The 18,007-nt window shown below is 71.2% G+C and carries 14 protein-coding genes; 8 read left to right on the top strand and 6 right to left on the bottom strand.

What is annotated here, in order from left to right:
* Positions 1-164 precede the first annotated feature (164 nt).
* Positions 165-2,582, bottom strand: coding sequence for a GH92 family glycosyl hydrolase (locus tag AB0M63_RS28405; protein ID WP_366021430.1), 2,418 nt, complete (start codon positions 2,580-2,582; stop codon positions 165-167).
* A 330-nt stretch (positions 2,583-2,912) separates the two neighbouring features.
* Here AB0M63_RS28405 and AB0M63_RS28400 point away from each other — a divergent pair, with 330 nt between their 5' ends.
* Positions 2,913-4,100 carry a beta-1,3-glucanase family protein gene (locus AB0M63_RS28400; RefSeq protein WP_366021429.1) on the top strand — a complete coding sequence of 396 codons (1,188 nt, stop codon included), beginning with the start codon at positions 2,913-2,915 and terminating at the stop codon, positions 4,098-4,100.
* 50 nt (positions 4,101-4,150) lie between these two features.
* Here the strand turns inward: AB0M63_RS28400 and AB0M63_RS28395 are convergent, their stop codons facing one another.
* A complete protein-coding gene (locus AB0M63_RS28395) occupies positions 4,151-5,686 on the bottom strand; it encodes a DUF4331 domain-containing protein (protein ID WP_366021428.1) in 1,536 nt (511 codons plus the stop codon).
* A gap of 197 nt (positions 5,687-5,883) precedes the next feature.
* Between AB0M63_RS28395 and AB0M63_RS28390 the strand changes: the two genes are divergently transcribed.
* On the top strand, positions 5,884-6,978 hold the full coding sequence (locus AB0M63_RS28390) for a PP2C family protein-serine/threonine phosphatase (RefSeq protein WP_366021427.1): 1,095 nt from the start codon (positions 5,884-5,886) through the stop codon (positions 6,976-6,978).
* 3 nt (positions 6,979-6,981) lie between these two features.
* On the opposite strand, the gene AB0M63_RS28385 is transcribed toward AB0M63_RS28390, so the two are convergent.
* From AB0M63_RS28385 to AB0M63_RS28370, 4 genes are all read right to left on the bottom strand, one after another.
* Positions 6,982-9,228, bottom strand: coding sequence for an MMPL family transporter (locus tag AB0M63_RS28385; protein WP_366021426.1), 2,247 nt, complete (start codon positions 9,226-9,228; stop codon positions 6,982-6,984).
* A gap of 94 nt (positions 9,229-9,322) precedes the next feature.
* Positions 9,323-9,763 carry an Lrp/AsnC family transcriptional regulator gene (locus tag AB0M63_RS28380; RefSeq protein ID WP_355914736.1) on the bottom strand — a complete coding sequence of 147 codons (441 nt, stop codon included), beginning with the start codon at positions 9,761-9,763 and terminating at the stop codon, positions 9,323-9,325.
* Positions 9,764-9,786: 23 nt separating this feature from the next.
* On the bottom strand, positions 9,787-11,136 hold the full coding sequence (locus tag AB0M63_RS28375; protein ID WP_366021425.1) for a transaminase: 1,350 nt from the start codon (positions 11,134-11,136) through the stop codon (positions 9,787-9,789).
* A 216-nt stretch (positions 11,137-11,352) separates the two neighbouring features.
* Positions 11,353-12,435, bottom strand: a complete 1,083-nt coding sequence (locus tag AB0M63_RS28370) for an alpha-hydroxy acid oxidase (RefSeq protein ID WP_366021424.1) — start codon at positions 12,433-12,435, stop codon at positions 11,353-11,355.
* A 225-nt stretch (positions 12,436-12,660) separates the two neighbouring features.
* Here AB0M63_RS28370 and AB0M63_RS28365 point away from each other — a divergent pair, with 225 nt between their 5' ends.
* The 6 genes from AB0M63_RS28365 to AB0M63_RS28340 are packed head-to-tail and all read left to right on the top strand — an operon-like array spanning position 12,661 to position 17,880.
* The gene (locus AB0M63_RS28365) at positions 12,661-14,085 is read left to right on the top strand and encodes an ATP-binding protein (RefSeq protein ID WP_366021423.1); all 1,425 of its coding nucleotides are present in this window, start codon (positions 12,661-12,663) and stop codon (positions 14,083-14,085) included.
* Positions 14,082-14,504, top strand: a complete 423-nt coding sequence (locus AB0M63_RS28360) for a roadblock/LC7 domain-containing protein (RefSeq protein WP_355915918.1) — start codon at positions 14,082-14,084, stop codon at positions 14,502-14,504. Before AB0M63_RS28365 ends, AB0M63_RS28360 begins: the two co-directional genes overlap by 4 nt.
* The gene (locus AB0M63_RS28355) at positions 14,501-14,863 is read left to right on the top strand and encodes a DUF742 domain-containing protein (protein ID WP_366021422.1); all 363 of its coding nucleotides are present in this window, start codon (positions 14,501-14,503) and stop codon (positions 14,861-14,863) included. The genes AB0M63_RS28360 and AB0M63_RS28355 overlap by 4 nt, the downstream gene beginning before the upstream one ends.
* Entirely contained in the window at positions 14,835-15,443 is a 609-nt protein-coding gene (locus AB0M63_RS28350) for an ATP/GTP-binding protein (protein WP_355915924.1), read from the top strand. Before AB0M63_RS28355 ends, AB0M63_RS28350 begins: the two co-directional genes overlap by 29 nt.
* Entirely contained in the window at positions 15,440-16,657 is a 1,218-nt protein-coding gene (locus AB0M63_RS28345; RefSeq protein ID WP_366021421.1) for a cytochrome P450, read from the top strand. Before AB0M63_RS28350 ends, AB0M63_RS28345 begins: the two co-directional genes overlap by 4 nt.
* Positions 16,654-17,880, top strand: a complete 1,227-nt coding sequence (locus AB0M63_RS28340; protein ID WP_366021420.1) for a cytochrome P450 — start codon at positions 16,654-16,656, stop codon at positions 17,878-17,880. Before AB0M63_RS28345 ends, AB0M63_RS28340 begins: the two co-directional genes overlap by 4 nt.
* Positions 17,881-18,007: the final 127 nt, after the last annotated feature.

Genomic DNA, 18,007 nt, shown 5'->3' with positions numbered 1-18,007 from the left:
GGGTCAACGGGGAGGGAGCGCAGGGGTGTTGTGAATCGCATGGCACTCGCCTCCTTCCGTGGGTCTCCGGGTGTGCGGGCTCACGCTAGGGCCGGGTCCGTCCGCCCGTCCAGCGAATTACGCGGGCGGCCCGGCGGAGTGCGCCTCCGCCGGGCCGCCGCACGTCAGTGGGGCAGTCCCGCCGGGTCGGTGGCCCAGCTCGTGTCCGGCTCCGTGGCCAGCCGGAAGTCCAGCCTGCCGCCCTTGAGGGTCAGGGCCGCGCCGGTCCAGGAGCGGGTCAGGTCGCGGCCGTCGAGGCGTACGGCGTCGACGTACTGGTGGGTGTCGTCGGCGTCGGGCGCGGTGATGACGATGTCCGTGCGGCCCGGCCGGTCCAGGACCGCTTTCGGGAAGAGGGGTGCGCCGAGCAGCAGGTCGGCGCTGCCCGGGGTGCGCGGATAGATCCCGAGGGCCGAGAGGACGTACCAGGCGGACATGGTGCCGAGGTCGTCGTTGCCGGGCAGGCCCTTGGGACCGGTTCCGTAGGCGGTGTCGAGGATCTGGCGGACCGTCGCCTGGGTCTTCCAGGGCTGTGCGAGGGAGTTGTAGAGCCACGGCGCGTGGATGTCGGGTTCGTTGGTCGGGTCGTAGCGCAGCGCGTCGCCGCCCCGGACCGACCACGCCCCGTCCGCCGTGTGGAAGAAGCCGTCCAGGCGGGTGGTGGCCGTCTCGCGGCCGCCCATCGCCTCGGCCAGTCCCGTCACGTCCTGCGGGACCATCCAGACGTAGGCGGCGGCCGAGCCCTGCGCGAAGCCGAGGTCGCTCGCCGGGTTGAACGGGGTCACCCAGGAGCCGTCGAGGTTACGGGCCTGGATGTAGCCGGTGGCGGGGTTGAAGACGTTGCGCCAGTAGGCGCCGCGTTCGGTGAAGGTCTTCGCCTCGGTGGTACGGCCGAGCAGTGTCGCCCACTGGCCGAGGGCGGAGTCGGCGACGGCGTCCTCCAGGGTCTCGGCGGCGCCGCCCCAGCAGTGGCACGCGTCCTGGGCGGCGTAGTGGGAGGTCATGTACTGGGCCAGGTTGGGGCGTTGGCCCACGCACTGGCCGGGGCAGCCGGCGTCCGAGAGTTCGTCCGCGTCGGGCACGGTGGCCTGGTGGACGAGGGAATCGAAGGCGCCCTTGTAGTCGAAGTTGCGGACGCCCATGGCGTAGAAGGTGGCCAGGGTCGCGGCGGACGGGTCGCCCGTCATGACGTGGGTGGCGCCGCTGATGTGCACCCAGCGGTCCCACACTCCGCCGTTCTGTTGGGCGAAGTTGTAGAGCGACTGGGCGAAGTCGCCCGCGACGGTGGGTTCCAGGAGGGCGAGCAGTTGGATCTGGGCGCGGTACTGGTCCCAGCCGGAGAAGTTGCTGTACTGCGCCCGCTGTCCGGGTGCCAGCCGGTGCACGGCCTGGTCCATGCCCCAGTAGCGGCCGTCCGTGTCACTGATCAGGTCGGGCTGCATGAGCGCGTGGTAGAGCGCCGTGTAGAAGGTCTGGCGGCGGGCGGGGGTGCCGCCGTCGAGGCGTACGGTGCTCAGTTCGCGGTCCCAGGCGCGGGCGCCGGCCTGGGCGACGTCGGCCACGCGCGCGTGCGGGGCGATCTCCTGGCGGAGGTTGGTCTCGGCGCCGGCGAGGCCGACGTAGGAGATGCCGATCCGCATGTGGACATCGTTGTCGGCCGCCGTGTCGAAGCCGATCCAGCCGCCGGAGCCGCGGCCCGCGCGGTCGGCGCCGGTGGCGTATCCCTCGCCTCCGGAGGCGGTCGTCGAGCCGGGTGAGACCGTGCTGTCGTGCCAGGTGCCGACCGAGGAGAAGGCGCGGTCGAAGGAGGCGCTGAAGTACAGCTTGTAGTAGCTCTTGCGGTTGTTGACGCCGCCGTTGGCGCGGCGTCCGCAGAAGGCGCCGGTGAGGACCCAGCCGGTGACCTTGTGGTGGGCGGTGTCGATGTCGACGTGCGCGTCCTCGCTGCCGTTGAGGGAGTTGGAGACGCGGAAGAGCAGGCTCGCCGGGCGGTCGGCGGGGAAGGTGAAGTCGGCGACTCCGGCGCGCTTGCCGACCGCCAGGTCGGCGGTGGCGCCGGAGGCGAGGCCGAGGGTGTAGCGGCCGGGGGTGGCCTTCTCGTCGGCGTGCGAGAAGTTCGACGCGTAGACGGCGTCCTTGGTGTCCGCCGAGGGCGAGGAGGTGACGTCGCCGACGAACGGCATGATCGGTACGTCGCCCGCCGCGCCGGGGTTGCAGCCCGCGCCGTTGACATGGGTGAGACTCAGGCCGCGGACGCGGGTGGCGCCGTACTCGTAGCCGTTGGCGGCGCCCGTGCTGGTCTGGTCGCCGGTGGTGCTGGTCGGGGACCAGGCGATCATGCCGCCCGGGAGGGTGGCGCCGGGGTAGGTGTTGCCGCCGTTGGAGGAGCCGATCAGCGGGTCGACGAGCGAAGAGAGCCGCTCGGCCGGGGAGTTGGCCGCGGCGGCGGGGAAGGGCGCGGATGCGGCGAGCGCGCTGGTGATCGCCAGGATCGCGACCTTGGTGCCCAATCGTCTCGCGGTGTGCGGGAGTTGCTGACGCATGCGGCAAGTCGCCTTTCGACAAAGGGACATGAGGTGTCGTGAGGCTAGGAGGGCATGCGATGGGACGGAAGAGGCGCCCGGATACGGGCGATGAAGCCCGCGTGAACGCTTCACCGAGCGCTTAAGTGGTCCTTAAGCAGGGGTTAAGCCCTCCGTCTCATCTCGTCTTCGCAGGTCAGGGCCGTGGCGACGGTTCACTCAACGGTTGGCCGGGGCGGTGCTCGTGCGTAACATCGGGGCCCGGCGGCGGTGCCGACGCGCAGCCTGAGAGCGCTCTCATCGTCGGCGCCGTCCGCTGCCGCACCCCAACTCGCCCGGAGGTCCCCCCACATGACTCCCCGTCATCAGCGCGCACTCGGCCGCCGCAAGATGCTCTTCGCCCTCGGTGGCGCGGCCGTGGCCGCTCCCGCCATCGCGGCGCTCGCCCCCTACGCCCTCGCGGACACCGGTTCGGCCGCGGCGGGCGCGCTCCCGCTGACGCTGGTCAACAACAGCGGCTCGTTCGACAACGCGAGCGTGCACGTCTACATCGTCGGAAACGTGGACGGCAAGCAGGTGCGGGTCGCTCCCGACGGGACACTCGCGCCGATAGCGCTCTCCGACAACGGCGCCGACGGCTTCACCGACTACGCGATCAGTCTGAACTCCGGTGCGGAGACGACGATTTCACTGCCGTACCTGTCGGGGCGCATCTATGTCTCGCTCGGTGCGAAGCTCAAGTTCAAGGCCGTGGCCGACGGCAACGGCAGCCCGGCACTGCAGTACCCGGCGGGCTGGGTGACGTCCGACCCCAACTACGGGGTGCTGCACGACTGCGCGGAGTTCACGCACAACGCGTCGGGCATGTTCTGCAACACGACGATGGTCGACATGTTCAGCGTGCCGCTGAGCATCCGGCTGACCGGCGCGCAGGACCAGACGACGGGGACGCTGCGCGACGGCGGGCGCGCGTCGGTGTTCGCCGCGGTGCGGCAGGTCGAGGAGTTCGCCCCGCTGCTCGTGGACGACACCCGGGTGATCGCACCGGGGCACGGCCTGGACGCGGGCCTGTTCGCCGCGGACTACTTCGCGCCGTACATCGACGAGGTGTGGAGCACCTACACCGGCAAGGACCTCACCGTCACCACGAACGCGGGCGCCTTCACCGGGCGGGTCCGCGCCGACAGGTTCACCTTCACGGGCCCCGCCTCGGTCTCGTTCGCGAAGCCGTCGACACGGGACGTGCTGTTCTGCGACGGCAACCTGGCCGCCCCGAACGACGGCACCACGGGCCCGGTGGCGGCCGTGCTCGGCGCGGGTTTCAACCGCTCGACGCTCCTGTCGAACCCGGCCCAGCCGACCACCGACGCCTCGGCCTTCTACGGGACCGACCTCACGAACCACTACGCGAAGGCGGTGCACGCCGCCACCGCCGACGGCAGGGCGTACGGCTTCGCCTTCGACGACGTGGCGGACTTCGCGTCGTACGTCCAGGACACGGCACCCACGGCGATCCGGCTCACGCTCACCCCGTTCTGAAACCGGAGAGGGCGGGAGCGCGGCCCCCGCCCTCTCTCGTTCCATGCCACTCAGTCCGACGGCCGCGTGCGCCGACGCCACCACGCGAGACCCGCGCCGATCAGCAGGATCCCCACCGCACCCGAGGCCGCCGAAGCGGCGATCAGGCCGGTGTCACTCGTGCCGTCGGCGGAGCCGGCCGGTCGCAGGGCGTTGCCCACCTGGTCGCGGACATTGTCGCCACCGGTCGCGCCCTTGGCGAGCGGGCCTCGTGAACCCGCGACGGGCTCGGCCAGGTAGGGGAAGGAGGTGCCGAACTTGTGGTCGTCGGCGTCGACCGCGTCGCCCAAGTCGTTCTTGGCGCCGACCAGTTCGCCCTCGACGACCTGGAGCGAGATGTCCACGACGTCGTCGGTGAGCCGGCGCCCGTTCGGGAAGCCCGCCTTGTCGCCGTCGAGCACACCGAGCCGTTTCGGCTCGGCGGCCGGCTCGATCGAGGTGTTCAGGCGCAGCATCTCCGCCGGTCGCACGTCCGGCGGCTGGTTGAGGCCCTTGACGCCCTTGAGGAAGACATCGACGAGATCGGTGCGCGGTGTCGCGGGCGCCTTGATCCCGTAGACGGACTCCATGAGCTTCGGCAGCTCCGGTTCGGTGACGTTCTTCAGGAACTGGCTGTCGTTCCACGGCGCGGACGCGTTGAACCTGTCCTTGTCCTTGAGCGGGTTGACGACCTCGTTGACCAGCGGGTTGCCCAGCCGCGAGACCTGCTCGAAGTTCCCCCGGGCGTTCTTCCGCTGTGTGGTCGACCAGATGCCGACGACCGGCTGCTGCTTCGACTCGGTGATCATGTCGGTGGGCAGTTGCAGGGCGACCGAGTTGACGTTGTAGCCCTTGAGGGTGTCGTTGCCGACCTCGGAGAGATCGCCGCCGTAGAGCAGGTCGAACACACGCAGGTCCAGGAAGAACGGGTCGTCCGCCTGGCCGGCGAACGTCTGGACCCCGTCGGCGAGTTGGCGGACTGCCTGGCGTCGCAGTGTGTCGTAGTCCGGCATGGATGCCTTGCCGACGTTCGACGGAGCCACCGGTATGTCGTCGGCGAGCTTCGTCGTCGACACGACGTTCTGGTTGTGCAGTTCGAGCAGTTCGATGTCGTAGGTCTGTGTGACGTTGAGGTCCGGGTCGTCCAGGCTGGTGACCGGGCCCGTGTTGTACAGGAACGTCTTCTTGGTCTTCGTGTGCGTCCTGAAGGTGTAGCGCAGCAGCAGTTCGCCCTGCGCGTCACCGTTGTTGTCGATGTGGATGTCGTACTGGGCGTCGTCCGCGAACGTGTAGAAGTTCGGGCCGCCCGCCGGGTCCTCGAACGGGATCCAGTTCGCGATGATCGTCGTCGTATCCGGTTTGTCCGGACTGACGAAGGCGTACACGTCCGTGTTGTCGTACCGGGGGTTTCCCGAGATCAGCGGTGCCTCCCGATGGCTTGAGGCGGAAGCCGCCCCGGGTTCCAGTGTGGCCACGCCGGCGGCTGCGAGTCCCCCGGCGGCCAGCGCACCTGCTACGAGGGTGGCGAGGCTCCTGAGCCTCGCACCGCTCCTGGAGATAGGTGTCATACCGTCCGTCCTCCATGCCAACTTCCCTGACGCTGGAGGATTCGGAACAGCCACCCCTCGCGGATTGGTGAATATCGACGGATCTGACCGATCTTTCGGTTGATCTACGGATTGATCACGGCAGGGCGGACGTCGCTCGGCGTGCGGGGCGGGTCCCGCCGTAGGAGCGTGGTGCTGTGGGAAAGGTGCGTGTGCGCGTGCCGCGCCGGAACCGGGAGCCGGCCCGGCGGGGGTGGCTGCGGGGCGCGCCCGCTCCCCTGTGGGTGCGGGTGCTGCCGGGTGTGCTGGTGGCCGGTGTGGGCGTGGCGACGCTGGTGAGCCCGAGCCCGCTCGACATCGGCTTCGTGCTGGGTGCCATCCCGCCGCTGGCCGGTCTGTCGTACGGTCCCGTGGCGACCGTGCTCTTCGGCGGGCTCAGCGTCGCGCTGCTGACCGTCCCGGCCTTCCACCTCAACGATCCGGGCAGTACGGACCTGCTGACGATCTGCTTCGTGGCGTTGCTGAGTGTGTTCATCTCCTTCGTACGCAGTCGTCGCGACGCCCAGCTCGACCTGGAGCGCACGGTCGCCGAGGCCGCGCAGCGGGCCGTCGCGCCCCCGTTGCCGGAGCGGGTGGGGGCGGTGCGGTGTGCGGGGCTGTACCGGGCAGCGCAGCGCGGGACGCTGGTCGGGGGTGACTTCTTCGACGTGCGGGACGGGCCGTTCGGGGTGCGGGCGGTGATGGGTGACGTACAGGGGCACGGGCTGTCGGCCGTGGCGACGGTGGCGTCGTTGCTGGGGGCGTTCCGGGAGGCGGTGCTGGACCGGCCGGACCTGGAGTCGGTCACGGCGCGCCTGGACCGCAGGCTCGTGGTGGACTCCGCGCGCTCGCCGCACGCGGAGCTGTTCGCCACGGCCGTACTGCTGGAGTTCTCGGCGGACGCGCGGGCGGTGCGGATCGTGGCCTGCGGGCATCCGGCTCCGGTGCTGCTGCGCGACGGGCGGGTCAGGGAGATCGGCGTCGTGCCGTGGACTCCGCTGGGTCTCGGTCTGGTCGATTCGGGCCCGCTCGGCGGTGTCACCGTGCCGCTGCTGCCCGGGGACCGGCTGTTCCTGGCGTCGGACGGGGTCTGGGAGGCGCGGAACGCCACCGGTGTCTTCTATCCGTTCGTCGACCGGCTGGCCGCGCTCGCCGACGGCGACTCCGGCGATCTGGCGGAGCGGGTGTGGGCGGATGTGCTGCGGTACTCCGAGGAGATCCGCGACGACGTCACGATGCTCGCGCTCACCCCGGACGCGGCACCCGCCGGCTGACGCTCACGCCCCCTCGTGCCCACCCTCCGCGTCGATGTGCGGCAGGACCCGGTCCAGGAACCGGGGTGTCCACCAGGCGTGCCGGCCCAGCAGGGTCATGACCGCGGGCACCATCAGCAGCCGTACGACCGTGGCGTCGATCAGCACGCTGACGGCCAGACCGAGGCCGAGCATCTTGACCACGATGTTGTCGCTGACGACGAAGGCCGCGAAGACGCTGACCATGATCAGCGCTGCGCAGGTGATGACCCGCGCGGTGATCTCCAGGGCGTGGGCGACCGACGCCTCGGCGTCCCCGGTGCGCAGCCAGGCCTCGTGGACGCGGGAGAGCAGGAAGATCTCGTAGTCCATGCTCAGGCCGAAGATGATCGCGAACATCATCATGGGCACGTAGCTCTCGATGGGGACCTTGCCGGAGACGCCCAGCGCGGGGCCGCCCCAGCCCCATTGGAAGACGGCGACGACGACACCGTAGGAGGCCGCGATCGAGAGGACGTTGAGGACGGCGGCCTTGACGGCGACGAGGAGGCCGCGGAACACGGCGAGGATGATCAGGAAGGCCAGGGCGACCACGACGCCGATGATCAGGGGCAGTCGGCTGGACACGATGTCGCGGAAGTCGACCTGCGCGGCCGTGGTGCCGGTGACATAGCCCTTGGCGGAGGTGCCGGAGACCGCGTCCGGGAGGGTGTCGTGGACGAGCCGGTTGGTGAGGTCGGTGGTGTCGGCGCTCTGCGGGGACTGCTTGGAGTAGACGGTGCCGACGAGGACGTCCCCGTCCTTGGTGGTCGTGAGCGGGGTGACCTTGGCGGCGCCCTGCACCCCGTCGAGGGTCTTCTGCGCCTGGGAGGAGAGAGCGGAGCGCTGCGAGGACGGGACGCCGCTCTGGTCGACGACGACGGTGAGCGGGCCGTTGGAGCCGGGCCCGAAGGCGTCGGTCATCAGGTCGTAGGCGCGCCGGTCGGTGAACGAGGTGGGGTCGGCGCCGTCGCCGATGTGGCCGAGCTGGATCGAGAAGACCGGGATCGCGAGGACGACCACGGCGGCGACGCCCGCCGCGAGGAAGGTCCACGGCCGGTGTTCGACGCGCTGGGCGTAGCGGTGCCAGGTGCCCGTCGGCTCGGTGCCCGGTTCGGCGTCGGTCTCGGCCACCGGCCGCCGCACCCGGTAGCGGTCGATGCGCTTGCCGATGAGCCCGAGCAGGGCGGGCACCAGGGTGAGCGCGCCGATGACCGCCGACACGACCGTCACCGCTGCGGCGAGCCCGAGTTTGCCGATGAAGGGCACGCCGGACACGAACAGTCCGGCGAGCGCGATGATCACGGTGCAGCCCGAGACGAGCACCGCCCGGCCGCTGGTGGCCGCGGCCTGTCCGGCGGCGCGCACCGGATCCGTGCCGTTCATGAGGTTCTGCCGGTGGCGGGTGATCAGGAACAGGGCGTAGTCGATGCCGACCCCGATGCCGATCATCGTGGCCAGGGTCGGTGACACCGTCGCGAAGGTGAACGCGGCGGCCAGCAGTCCGAGGCAGGCGAGTCCGCCGATCACGCTGATCAGTGCGGTCACCAGGGGCATCGCGGCGGCGATCACACTGCCGAAGCCGATCAGCAGGACGACGATCGCCACGGCGAACCCGATGAGTTCGCTGACCCGGTCGTCGGCGGCGGGCCGGGCCAGTTCACCGAGCGGGCCGCCGTACTCGACCTGGGCGCCGGCGGCGCGCAGCGGTTTCACGGAGTTGTCGACGCCGTGGAGGTAGCCGTCACCGAGGGTGGACGGCTGGACGTCGAAGCGGATGGTGATGTAACCGGTCTTCGCGTCGGACGACAGGGGCCCCACGTTCTGCCCGGAGGACGTCGGTGGCTGCGTGCCGGGCTGGGGCAGCGGGTTCTGCACCGACAGGACGTGCGGGAGCTTCTGCAGGTCGCCGACCGTCTCGGACATCTGCGAGTTCAACGAGGTGAGCTGCTTGTCCTTGTCGTGCAGCACGATCTGGCTGCCGTAGCCGCCGGCCGCCGGATCGTGCTCCTTGAGCACCTGCAGACCGTGCTGGGACTGGACGCCGGACAGCGAGAAGTCGTCCGAATAGTCGCCCCCGAAGGACCTGTTGAGGACCTGGAGCGCGGCCAGCGCCACCAGCCAGACCACGATGACGATCACGAAGTGCCGGGCGCACCACTCCCCCAGCCTGCGCAGCACCCCCTTGGCTGCGGCCCCGCTGCCCCCTGCACTGGAATCCGTGGGCGTCATGACCTCGGCCTTTTCCGCCAGGGGACATTTCCGACATCCCCATTAGACGCCCGTTGGATCACTCCGGCATCTCGGGCCCGCGCTCAGGCGGCGGTCAGCCCACGTCCCACAGGAACCGGTGGGTGTGGATGCCGAAGTACGGGAACGACTGGACGTTCCGGACCCCTTCGACCGGCCGCACCACGTCGTTCACGAAATCCAGCAGGTCCCGCGGTCCGGGGGCGACCACCTCGGCGAAGAGATCGAACCCGCCGGAGGTGAGCACGGCATACACCACCTCGTCGCGCAGGGCGAGTTCGTCGGCGACCGCACGGGGGTCGCCGTCCACCTCGATACCGAGCAGCGCCATGGCCTGGCCGCCCATGGCCATCGGGTCGGTCACCCCGACGACCTGAACCGCCCTGGAATCCAGCAGGCGTTGGAGCCGCTGCCGTGCGGCCGACGCGGACAGGCCGACCTTCGGTCCGAGATCGGCGTAGGCGATACGTCCGTCGGTCTGCAACTCGCGCAGGATGGCCCGGTCGATGTCGTCCACGTGCCTGCTCCCAACTTCCTTTGTCAGTGCATCAGTTCGGCGAGCGCGTCGGCGAGGACCCGGGTGTGGGTGTCGACGTCCTGCTCGGTGGTGTCGGGGCACATCAGCGCCATGTTGTGGAACGGGGTGAGCAGGATGCCCCGGTTGGCGAGATAGAGGTGGAGGAAGTCCTCCAGCTCCGGGTCCCCCGCCGCCTCCGACTCGGTGCCGGTGCGCGGGGCCGGGAACGCGAAGCGGTACTCGCTGCGCGCGCCGAGACGGCTCACCGTCCAGGGCAGCGCGTGGGCGTCGATACCCTGCTGCACACCGGCGGCGAAGCGTTCGGAGAGCTTCGTCATATGGGCGAACGCCTCGTCGGTCAGGACGTGTTCGAGCGTGGCGTGCATCGCGGCGACGGAGAGCGCGTTGCCCGCCAGGGTGCCGCCGACCCCGCCCATGTCGACCAGGTCCAGGTCGGCACGGCCGAGCAACCGGTCGGCGAGTTCGGCGGACAGGCCGTAGGCGCCGGCCGGGATGCCGCCGCCGATCGCCTTGCCGATGGTGAGCAGATCGGGTTCGAGGTCCCATGCCGCGGTGCAGCCGCCCGGTCCCGCCGAGAAGGTGTGGGTCTCGTCGATGATGAGCAACGTGCCGTGGCGCCTGGTCAGTTCGCGTACGGCGGCCAGGTAGCCGGGCTCGGGGAGCACGATGCCGATGTTGGTGAGCGCGGGTTCCATGAGAACGGCGGCGACGTCGCCGTGCGCCAACTCCCGTTCCAGCTGGGCGGGATCGTTGAACTCGGCGACACGGCTGGTGAGCGTGACATCGCAGGGGGCGCCGACGTTGCCGGGACGGGCTGTGCCCTGGCCGTCCGGTCCTACGACGATGAGCGACTCGTCGACGCTGCCGTGGTAGCTGTAGCTGTTCACCAGGATCTTGGGGCGGTCGGTGACGGCCCTGGCGAGCCTGATCGCCCAGCGGTTGGCGTCGGTCGCCGTCAGCGAGAAGCTCCAGCGGGCCAGCCCGAAGCGGCGGGTGAGTTCGGCGCCGACCCACTCGGCGTCCTCCGTCGGCAGCATCGCCGTGGCCCCGCCCTGCTCGGCGAACCGGCGCCGCACCGCCTCGGCCACCACCGCGGGCGAGTGACCGGCCATCGCTCCGGTGTCACCGAGGCTGAAGTCGACGTACTCGTGCCCGTCGATGTCGGTGACGCGGGCGCCCCGGGCGGTGTCGAGGTAGCGGGGGAAGGCCCCGGCGGTCTTGTTCATCCAGGTCATCGGCACCCGTCCGAAGAGGTGATCGGCACGGGCGTAGGCGGCCTTCGAACGCGGGTTGGCCCGATCCGCCTCGGCGCGCTCGCGGGCGAGGAGGTCCTGGAGGCGGGTGCGGTCCATGGGGTACCCCGGTGGTGTCGGCGATGGAATGTCTGGACGGTACGACAGAAAATGTGATGTGAGCAAGATATGGCGGCGGATTCCGCAGCTACGACAATCGATTCACGCGTACGCCGGCCCGCTGACGGACGTGGTCGGGCCTCGCCCCGTACCAGGCAGTCCTGCGGACCCTGGACCCGACTCCGTCGGCTTTCGACCGCCCGCGCACCGAGTAGGTCAACGGGTGGGGGGTGACCCTGCCGACAGGCTGAGGTCCGCCCACGGATGGAGCAAGTCCCGCCCGATCTCCGGGAGTTCGGCCACGCCTGTCAGCCGCATCGTCTCGACCAGCTCCGCCGTGAGGTCACCGATGAGGCGGCGCACGCCCTGGGCACCGGCCAGGGACAGTGCCCACAGGGCCGGGCGGCCGACGAACACCGCGCGGGCGCCCAGGGCGAGCGCGGTGAAGATGTGGGTCCCTCGGCGCAGTCCGCCGTCCACGTACACCTCGGCGCCCGTCCCGGCGACCGCGTCGACGACCTCCGGCAACGCCCACGCGGTCGGGATCAGTCCGTCGAGCTGGCGGCCGCCGTGGTTGGAGACGATCAGACCGGCGGCACCCGCGTCCACGAGAGCGCGGGCGTCGTCACCGCGCAGGACGCCCTTGACGACGACCGGCAGGCCGGTCAGGTCCCGCAGCCAGCCGATGACGTCGGGCCCCAGGTCGGGCGCGTGCTCGGCGGCCTCCCGGTCGGGGGTGCCGGTGACATTGCCGTAGAGGTCCTCGGGGCCCACGAAGTCGGCGACATGTGCGCCGGGTCTGCCGTGGGAGCCGATGACGGGGGTGTCGGCGGTCAGTACGACCGCCCGGGCCCCGGCCGCCACCGCACGCCGGAGCGTCTCCTCGGTCAGGGAGCGGTCGCGGGCCACGTACACCTGCACCCACCAGGGCGCGCCCGTGGGTTCGAGCGCCGAGAACGGGACCGCGGTGTTGGAGGTCACCGCGAGCAGCGAACCGGCACCGGCCGCGCCGAGCGCGGTGGCCGCCTCGCCCTCGGGATGCGCTCGGCGTTGCAGGGTGCTCGGGGCGACGAGGACCGGTGTGCCAACTGCCGTGCCCAACACGGTCGTCGAGGTCTCGCACCGCGACACGTCCCGCAGGATGTGCGGACGCAGGCGGAACCCGTCCCAGGCCGGGGCGGCCTCGGCGGCGCTGAGACCCTGGCCCGCGCCCCTGCGGAAGTAGGCGTGGATCTCCGGCGGCAGAAGAGCTGCCGCCTCGTCCTCGATGCCGTCCAGCCAACGCGCCACGCCCGTCATACCGCTCCCCCTCGTGTGCGATACACCGACCCCAACCACTCAACTCCCTTTCCCCACACGCCATTTCAGACAGTTGGCGCAGAAGTGAACAGAGTCCGGTCGGTTTCGAAGGGAAGTCCTGTGACACCGCCCGAGAGCGGTCGATGACGGTGTGTACTGTGCTCCGGGCGCCCCGCCTCAGGGGCCCGAACTCAGCCCTGCCCGACTGCGCTTGGACTCGATTCGATGACCGAATTACCGGACCTGGTGACCGGTGCGCTCGCCGCCGGCACGCTGTCCGCGCTCGTGCTCGGTGCCGGGCTGCTGCGGTCACGGCGTCAACGCGCCCTGCAACGCGAGGAGATCGCCGAGCTGCGGGACCGACTCGACGGCGTTCAGGCGGCGTTGGCGGCCGAGGTCGAGCATCTGGCGATGCAGCGGGTACCGGCCGCCGCACGGCAGTTGACCCATACGCGGGTCGCCGTGCCGGGGCCGGCGCAGCCGCAGTTCATCGGTTCGCCGCTCGGGATCGCCCTGGAGAACGTGCTGAGCGCGCTGCGTTCGGAGCTCACCGCGCAGCGCACCCGCGTCGACGCCGCCGCACAGGCCGGGATGCGGGGAGCCACCCGGGAGATCCAGGCCGCGCTGTACCGCTTGCAGGACGCCCTGCGGACGCTTCAACAGCGGTACGACGACCCCGAGTTGACGCAGACCCTGTTCATGCTGGACCACGAGAACGAGCAGTCGCTGCGCCGCGCTCAGGTGGCGGCGGTCGTGTGCGGGGCCTGGGTCGGACTCGCGCGTGAGGAGTCGCACCTCGTCGAGGCGGTGACCGGCGGCCAGGCGCGGCTCGCCGGATACCACCGGGTGGGGGTGCACAACCATCTCGAAGCGGGCACCGCGCTCGTCTCGCACGCCGTCGAACCGGTCGCCGTCATCGTCGCCGAGCTGCTCGACAACGCGCTGCGGCACTCCGCGCCGGACACCGACGTCGTGGTCAACCTGGAGCACGTGCATCACGGCGCCTGTGTCACCGTCGACGACGCGGGGCTCGGCATGACCCAGGACGAACGCGACCACGCCCGGCGGATGGTGGCCGGTTCCGACCCGATCCTGCTCACCGACCTGGGCGACCCGCCCCGCATGGGGTTCGCGGCGATCGGCCGGCTGACCCGGCAGTTCGACCTCGGCGTGGACGTGTCCTCGCCTTCTCCCTACGGCGGCGTACGCGCGGTCCTGCGGATCGACAGCCACCTGCTCAGCCGTATCGACCCCGAGCGGCAACCGCCCGCGGCCAGCGCCCCGCGCTCGACCCGCCGGGCCGCCGCCCCGGCCCACTCCTACGGCTCCGAACGCGACGTGCGGGCCGGGGCCGAAGTGTCCGGTCACCAGGCCGTACCCGACGCCGGAGGCCTGCCGCGCCGACGCCGGCGTACCCCGGGCGGCGCGCCGGCCGCGCCGGAGGCACCGCTGCCGGCGCGCTGCCCGGAACAGGCCGCCGCCGCTCTCGGCGCCCTCCAGTCCGGCACCGCCGCCGCGCGCGCCGCGAGCGACGGCGCCGGGGTCGCCGTAGGAGAGAGGCCCCTGGAACCCGTAGAACCAGAGGCAGTTGTAGCGCACGACATCGGTCGGCTCGATCGGAACGACTACGAGGGGGGAGCGGCTAGATGATCAGCCGCGATGGGGGCGACACGGCCTGGGTGCTCGATCCGATCCTGGAGGTGCCGCACGTGGTGGCCGCGGTACTGCTGACCCGGGACGGGCTGGTGCGGGGGTACACCGACGCGCTGTCCCAGGCCTCGGGCGAGCGGGTGGCCGCGATCACCAGCACGGTGCAGGGGGCGTGTCGGACCGCCGCGGCAGCGTTCGCGGACCGGGAGAGGGCCGAGATTCGGCAGGTGGTCATCGAGTCCGACCACGGGTACGTGCTCATCGTCCCGACGGATCACGGGACTTGCGTGGCGGCCTACGGCGACGGCGAGGTGCGCCTGGACCTGCTGGCGCACCGGGTGCACTCGCAGGTGGCGCGGCTGGGAGAGAAGGCGATGACCTCCGCTCCACGAGAGGTCGACGGCGGCGCACCGGCATGACCGGCCGTCGCGGCGGCCGTCCTCTGGTTCCCGCGTATCTGTCGACCGGCGGTGTGGCCCGGCCGAGCCGCCCCCAACTGGAGCGGCTGACCGTGCTCAGTGGCAGCGGCGAGCCCGTCCCGGCCGGCCTGGCCGCCGCCCAACTCGCCCTGCTGGACGCCCTGCACGGCGGTTCGCTGACCGTGCTGGAGGCGGCGGCCCTGCTGGAGCTGCCGGTGTCCGCGGTGCGGGTCCTGGCCGCCGGCCTCCTCGACCGGAGCCTGCTGCTCGCCCGCGCCCCGATCCCGCCCGCCGAACGCTTCGACCCCGACCTGCTGAAGAGAGTGGCCGATGGCCTACGCGCCCTCAAGCACCCCTAGCGGCATCCATCTCCCGGACACCGCCCGCGAGTTGGTCAAGATCCTGGTCGCGGGTCCGTTCGGGGTGGGCAAGACGACCCTGATCGACTCCGTGTCCGAGATCCGGCCGCTGCACACCGAGGAGCGGCTCTCCGAGGCGTCCGTCCACGTGGACGATCTGGACGGGGTGCGGGAGAAGACGGCGACGACCGTCGCGATCGACTTCGGGCGGATCAGTCTGCCGGGCGGGATCGTGCTGTATCTCTTCGGTACGCCCGGGCAGGAGCGGTTCCGGGCGCTGTGGGAGGACATCGCGTACGGCGCGCTCGGGGCGCTCGTCCTGGTCGACGGCCGCCGCATCGACGCCTCGTTCGACGTGCTCGGGCTGGTGGAGGAGAGCGGGCTGCCGTACGCCGTCGCGTTCAACACCTTCCCGGACGCGCCCCGGCACCACACCGAGGAACAACTGCGGGCCGCCCTGGACCTGGCGCCGGGCACCCCGCTGGTGACCTGTGACGCCCGGGACGCGAACTCGTCGATCGACGCCCTGCTCGCCCTGGTCCAGCATCTGATCGACCGCGACCCTCCGGAGCACAGGTGACCACGACTCCCCTCACCCGTCCCGTCCGACTGTGGGAGGACGGTTTCGCGCGCGATCCCTACGGCCACTACGCCGCCCTGCGGGCCCAGGGCCCGGTCGGCTGGGCCGAACTCGCCCCGGACGTACCGGCGTACGTGGTCATCGAGCGGCGGGCCGCGCTGGACCTGCTGCGCGACACGGACACGTTCTCGCACGATCCCCGGCCGTGGGAGACGACGGTCGCCGAGGACTCCCCGGTCCTCGGGATGATGCGCTGGCGGCCCAACTCCCTGTTCGCGGACGGCGCCGCGCACGTCCGCTACCGCGCCTCGCTGATCGACGCCTTCGAGCGGATCGAGCCGCACGACCTGCGGGCCCGGGTGCACCGGGCGGTGCATGTGCTGGTGAGCCGGATCGGACCGCGCGGAGAGGCCGACCTGGTGGGCGACTTCGCCCGGCCGCTGATGGCGTTGGTGTTCAACAGCCTCTTCGGGCTGCCCGACAGCCAGAGCGAGCGGCTGGACCGGGCACTGGGCATGATGATGGAGGGCGGTGCCCAAGCGGCCGAGGGCGAGGCCGAGTTCGGCGGCTACGTCCTCGAACTGATCGCGGCCAAGGCCAAGGCGCGGGGCGACGACCTGCCGAGCTGGCTCCTGGACCATCCGGCCGGGCTGAGCCCGGAGGAGGTCACCTGGCAGGTGTTCCTCACCCTCGGCGCGGGCCACGAGCCGACCGCGAACCTGGTGTCCAACGCGCTGTCCCGCATCCTCGGCACCTCGGTCTACTACTCCACCCTGACCAGTGGGGCCCGCCCGGTCATGGACGCCGTGGCGGAGGTCCTGCACCACGAGACACCGCTCGCCAACTACGGCATCCACTATGCCCGTTCGCCCGTCACGTTCCACGGCGTGTGGATCAGACCGGCAGTACCGGTCGTCGTCTCGTACGGCGCGCTCGCGCACTTCGCCGAGCAGGAGGTCGTCAACGGCCGGCATCCGAAGGACGCCTCGCACCTGTCGTGGTCGGCGGGCCCGCACGCCTGCCCGGTCAAGCAGCACACGCTGCTCATCGCGACGGAGGCGATAGAGCGGCTCACGCTGTGGCTGCCCGACCTCCGACCGGTCCTGCCCCGCGAGCGGTTGACCTGGCGGCCCGGCCCCTTCCACCGCTCTCTCACGTCTCTGCCCGTCCGGTTCAGCCCCCGCTCCCCCGACCAGCCAGGAGACCAGTCGTGACCGTGACCGACCGCATCGCGCTCGACCCGTTCGGCGCCGACATCGCCGCCGAGAGCGCCCGGCTGCGTGCCCTCGGCCCGATCGTGCCCGTCGAACTCCCCGGCGGCATCCCCGCCTGGGCGCCCACCGACCACGACACCCTGAAGCAACTGATGCTCGACCCGCAGGTCAGCAAGGACCCCCGGCCGCACTGGAAACTCTGGCCCGAGATCGGCGAACACCCCTCCTGGGCCTGGGTCATGAGCTGGATCGGCGTGACCAACATGCTCTCCGCCTACGGCCCCGACCACACGCGGCTGCGCAAGCTCGTCGCACCGAGCTTCACCCACCGGCGCACCGAGTCGATGCGGACCCGGGTGGAGGCGATCACGGCGGAACTCCTCGACGCGGTGGCGGCCGGCGACGCCGAGGTGGTCGACATCAAGGCGGCGCTCGCCCACCCCCTGCCGATGCGTATCATCTGCGAACTGTTCGGCGTGCCCGACGAGTTGGTGGACGACACCAGGCACCTGATCGCCTCCATCATGGACACCTCCGACCCGTCCCCGGAGCGCGCGGCGTCCGTGCAGCACCAGATCGGCACGGTGCTGTCCGCGCTGATCGCCCATCGCGGCGAGCACCCCGGCGACGACCTCACCAGCGAACTGATCCGGGTGCGCGACGAGGACGGCGACCGGCTCAGCGACGAGGAACTGCTGTACACGCTGCTGCTGGTGATCGGCGCGGGCTTCGAGACGACGGTCAACCTGATCGGCAACGCGATCGTCGCCCTGCTGGGACGCCCCGAGCAACTGGCCGCCGTACGCGCCGGCAGGATCGGCTGGGACGCGGTCGTCGACGAGACCCTGCGCGTTCACCCGTCCATCGCCTCGCTGCCGCTGCGGTTCGCGGTCGGTGACCTCACCGTCGGCGAGGTCACCGTGCCGGCGGGGGACGCCATCCTCACCACGATCGCCGCGGCCGGCCTCGATCCCGCCCACTACGGTCCCGACGCGGACGTCTTCGACGCCGCCCGCGGAGCCGACGACCACCTGGCCTTCGGCATCGGTGTGCACCGCTGCATCGGCGCGCCGCTCGCCCGGGTGGAGGCCCTGACCGCGCTGCCCGCGTTCTTCGAGCGCTTCCCGGACGCCCGGCTGGCCGTCGACGCGGACGAGTTGCGCCAGGTGCCGTCGTTCATCGCCTTCGGCTGGCAGGAGGTGCCGGTCCGGCTGCACGGCTGAGCCGGGCACCCGGTCGACAGGCGCTGGAACCGCCCCGCCGCGGCCTCGGAGGAGGGCCGCGGGCGGAGCCGGTCCTGCCCGGGTTCGGGGGAGAGTCCCGAGCGCTCTTGTCGGCTTCCCCCGATTC

The sequence above is a fragment of the Streptomyces sp. NPDC051576 genome (genome assembly GCF_040681835.1).
Taxonomy (GTDB): domain Bacteria; phylum Actinomycetota; class Actinomycetes; order Streptomycetales; family Streptomycetaceae; genus Streptomyces.
Note: the sequence above shows the minus strand (reverse complement) of the source record. Positions and strands in the feature narration are given on the sequence as shown.

Excerpts from the sequence above, each read along its gene's own strand:
- AB0M63_RS28360 (WP_355915918.1), top strand. The coding sequence starts at position 14,082 with ATGATCAGCCGCGATGGGGGCGACACGGCCTGGGTGCTCGATCCGATC.
- AB0M63_RS28370 (WP_366021424.1), bottom strand. The coding sequence starts at position 12,435 with ATGACGGGCGTGGCGCGTTGGCTGGACGGCATCGAGGACGAGGCGGCA.
- AB0M63_RS28405 (WP_366021430.1), bottom strand. The coding sequence starts at position 2,582 with ATGCGTCAGCAACTCCCGCACACCGCGAGACGATTGGGCACCAAGGTC.
- AB0M63_RS28400 (WP_366021429.1), top strand. The coding sequence starts at position 2,913 with ATGACTCCCCGTCATCAGCGCGCACTCGGCCGCCGCAAGATGCTCTTC.
- AB0M63_RS28375 (WP_366021425.1), bottom strand. The coding sequence starts at position 11,136 with ATGGACCGCACCCGCCTCCAGGACCTCCTCGCCCGCGAGCGCGCCGAG.
- AB0M63_RS28385 (WP_366021426.1), bottom strand. The coding sequence starts at position 9,228 with ATGACGCCCACGGATTCCAGTGCAGGGGGCAGCGGGGCCGCAGCCAAG.
- AB0M63_RS28395 (WP_366021428.1), bottom strand. The coding sequence starts at position 5,686 with ATGACACCTATCTCCAGGAGCGGTGCGAGGCTCAGGAGCCTCGCCACC.
- AB0M63_RS28365 (WP_366021423.1), top strand. The coding sequence starts at position 12,661 with ATGACCGAATTACCGGACCTGGTGACCGGTGCGCTCGCCGCCGGCACG.
- AB0M63_RS28355 (WP_366021422.1), top strand. The coding sequence starts at position 14,501 with ATGACCGGCCGTCGCGGCGGCCGTCCTCTGGTTCCCGCGTATCTGTCG.
- AB0M63_RS28350 (WP_355915924.1), top strand. The coding sequence starts at position 14,835 with ATGGCCTACGCGCCCTCAAGCACCCCTAGCGGCATCCATCTCCCGGAC.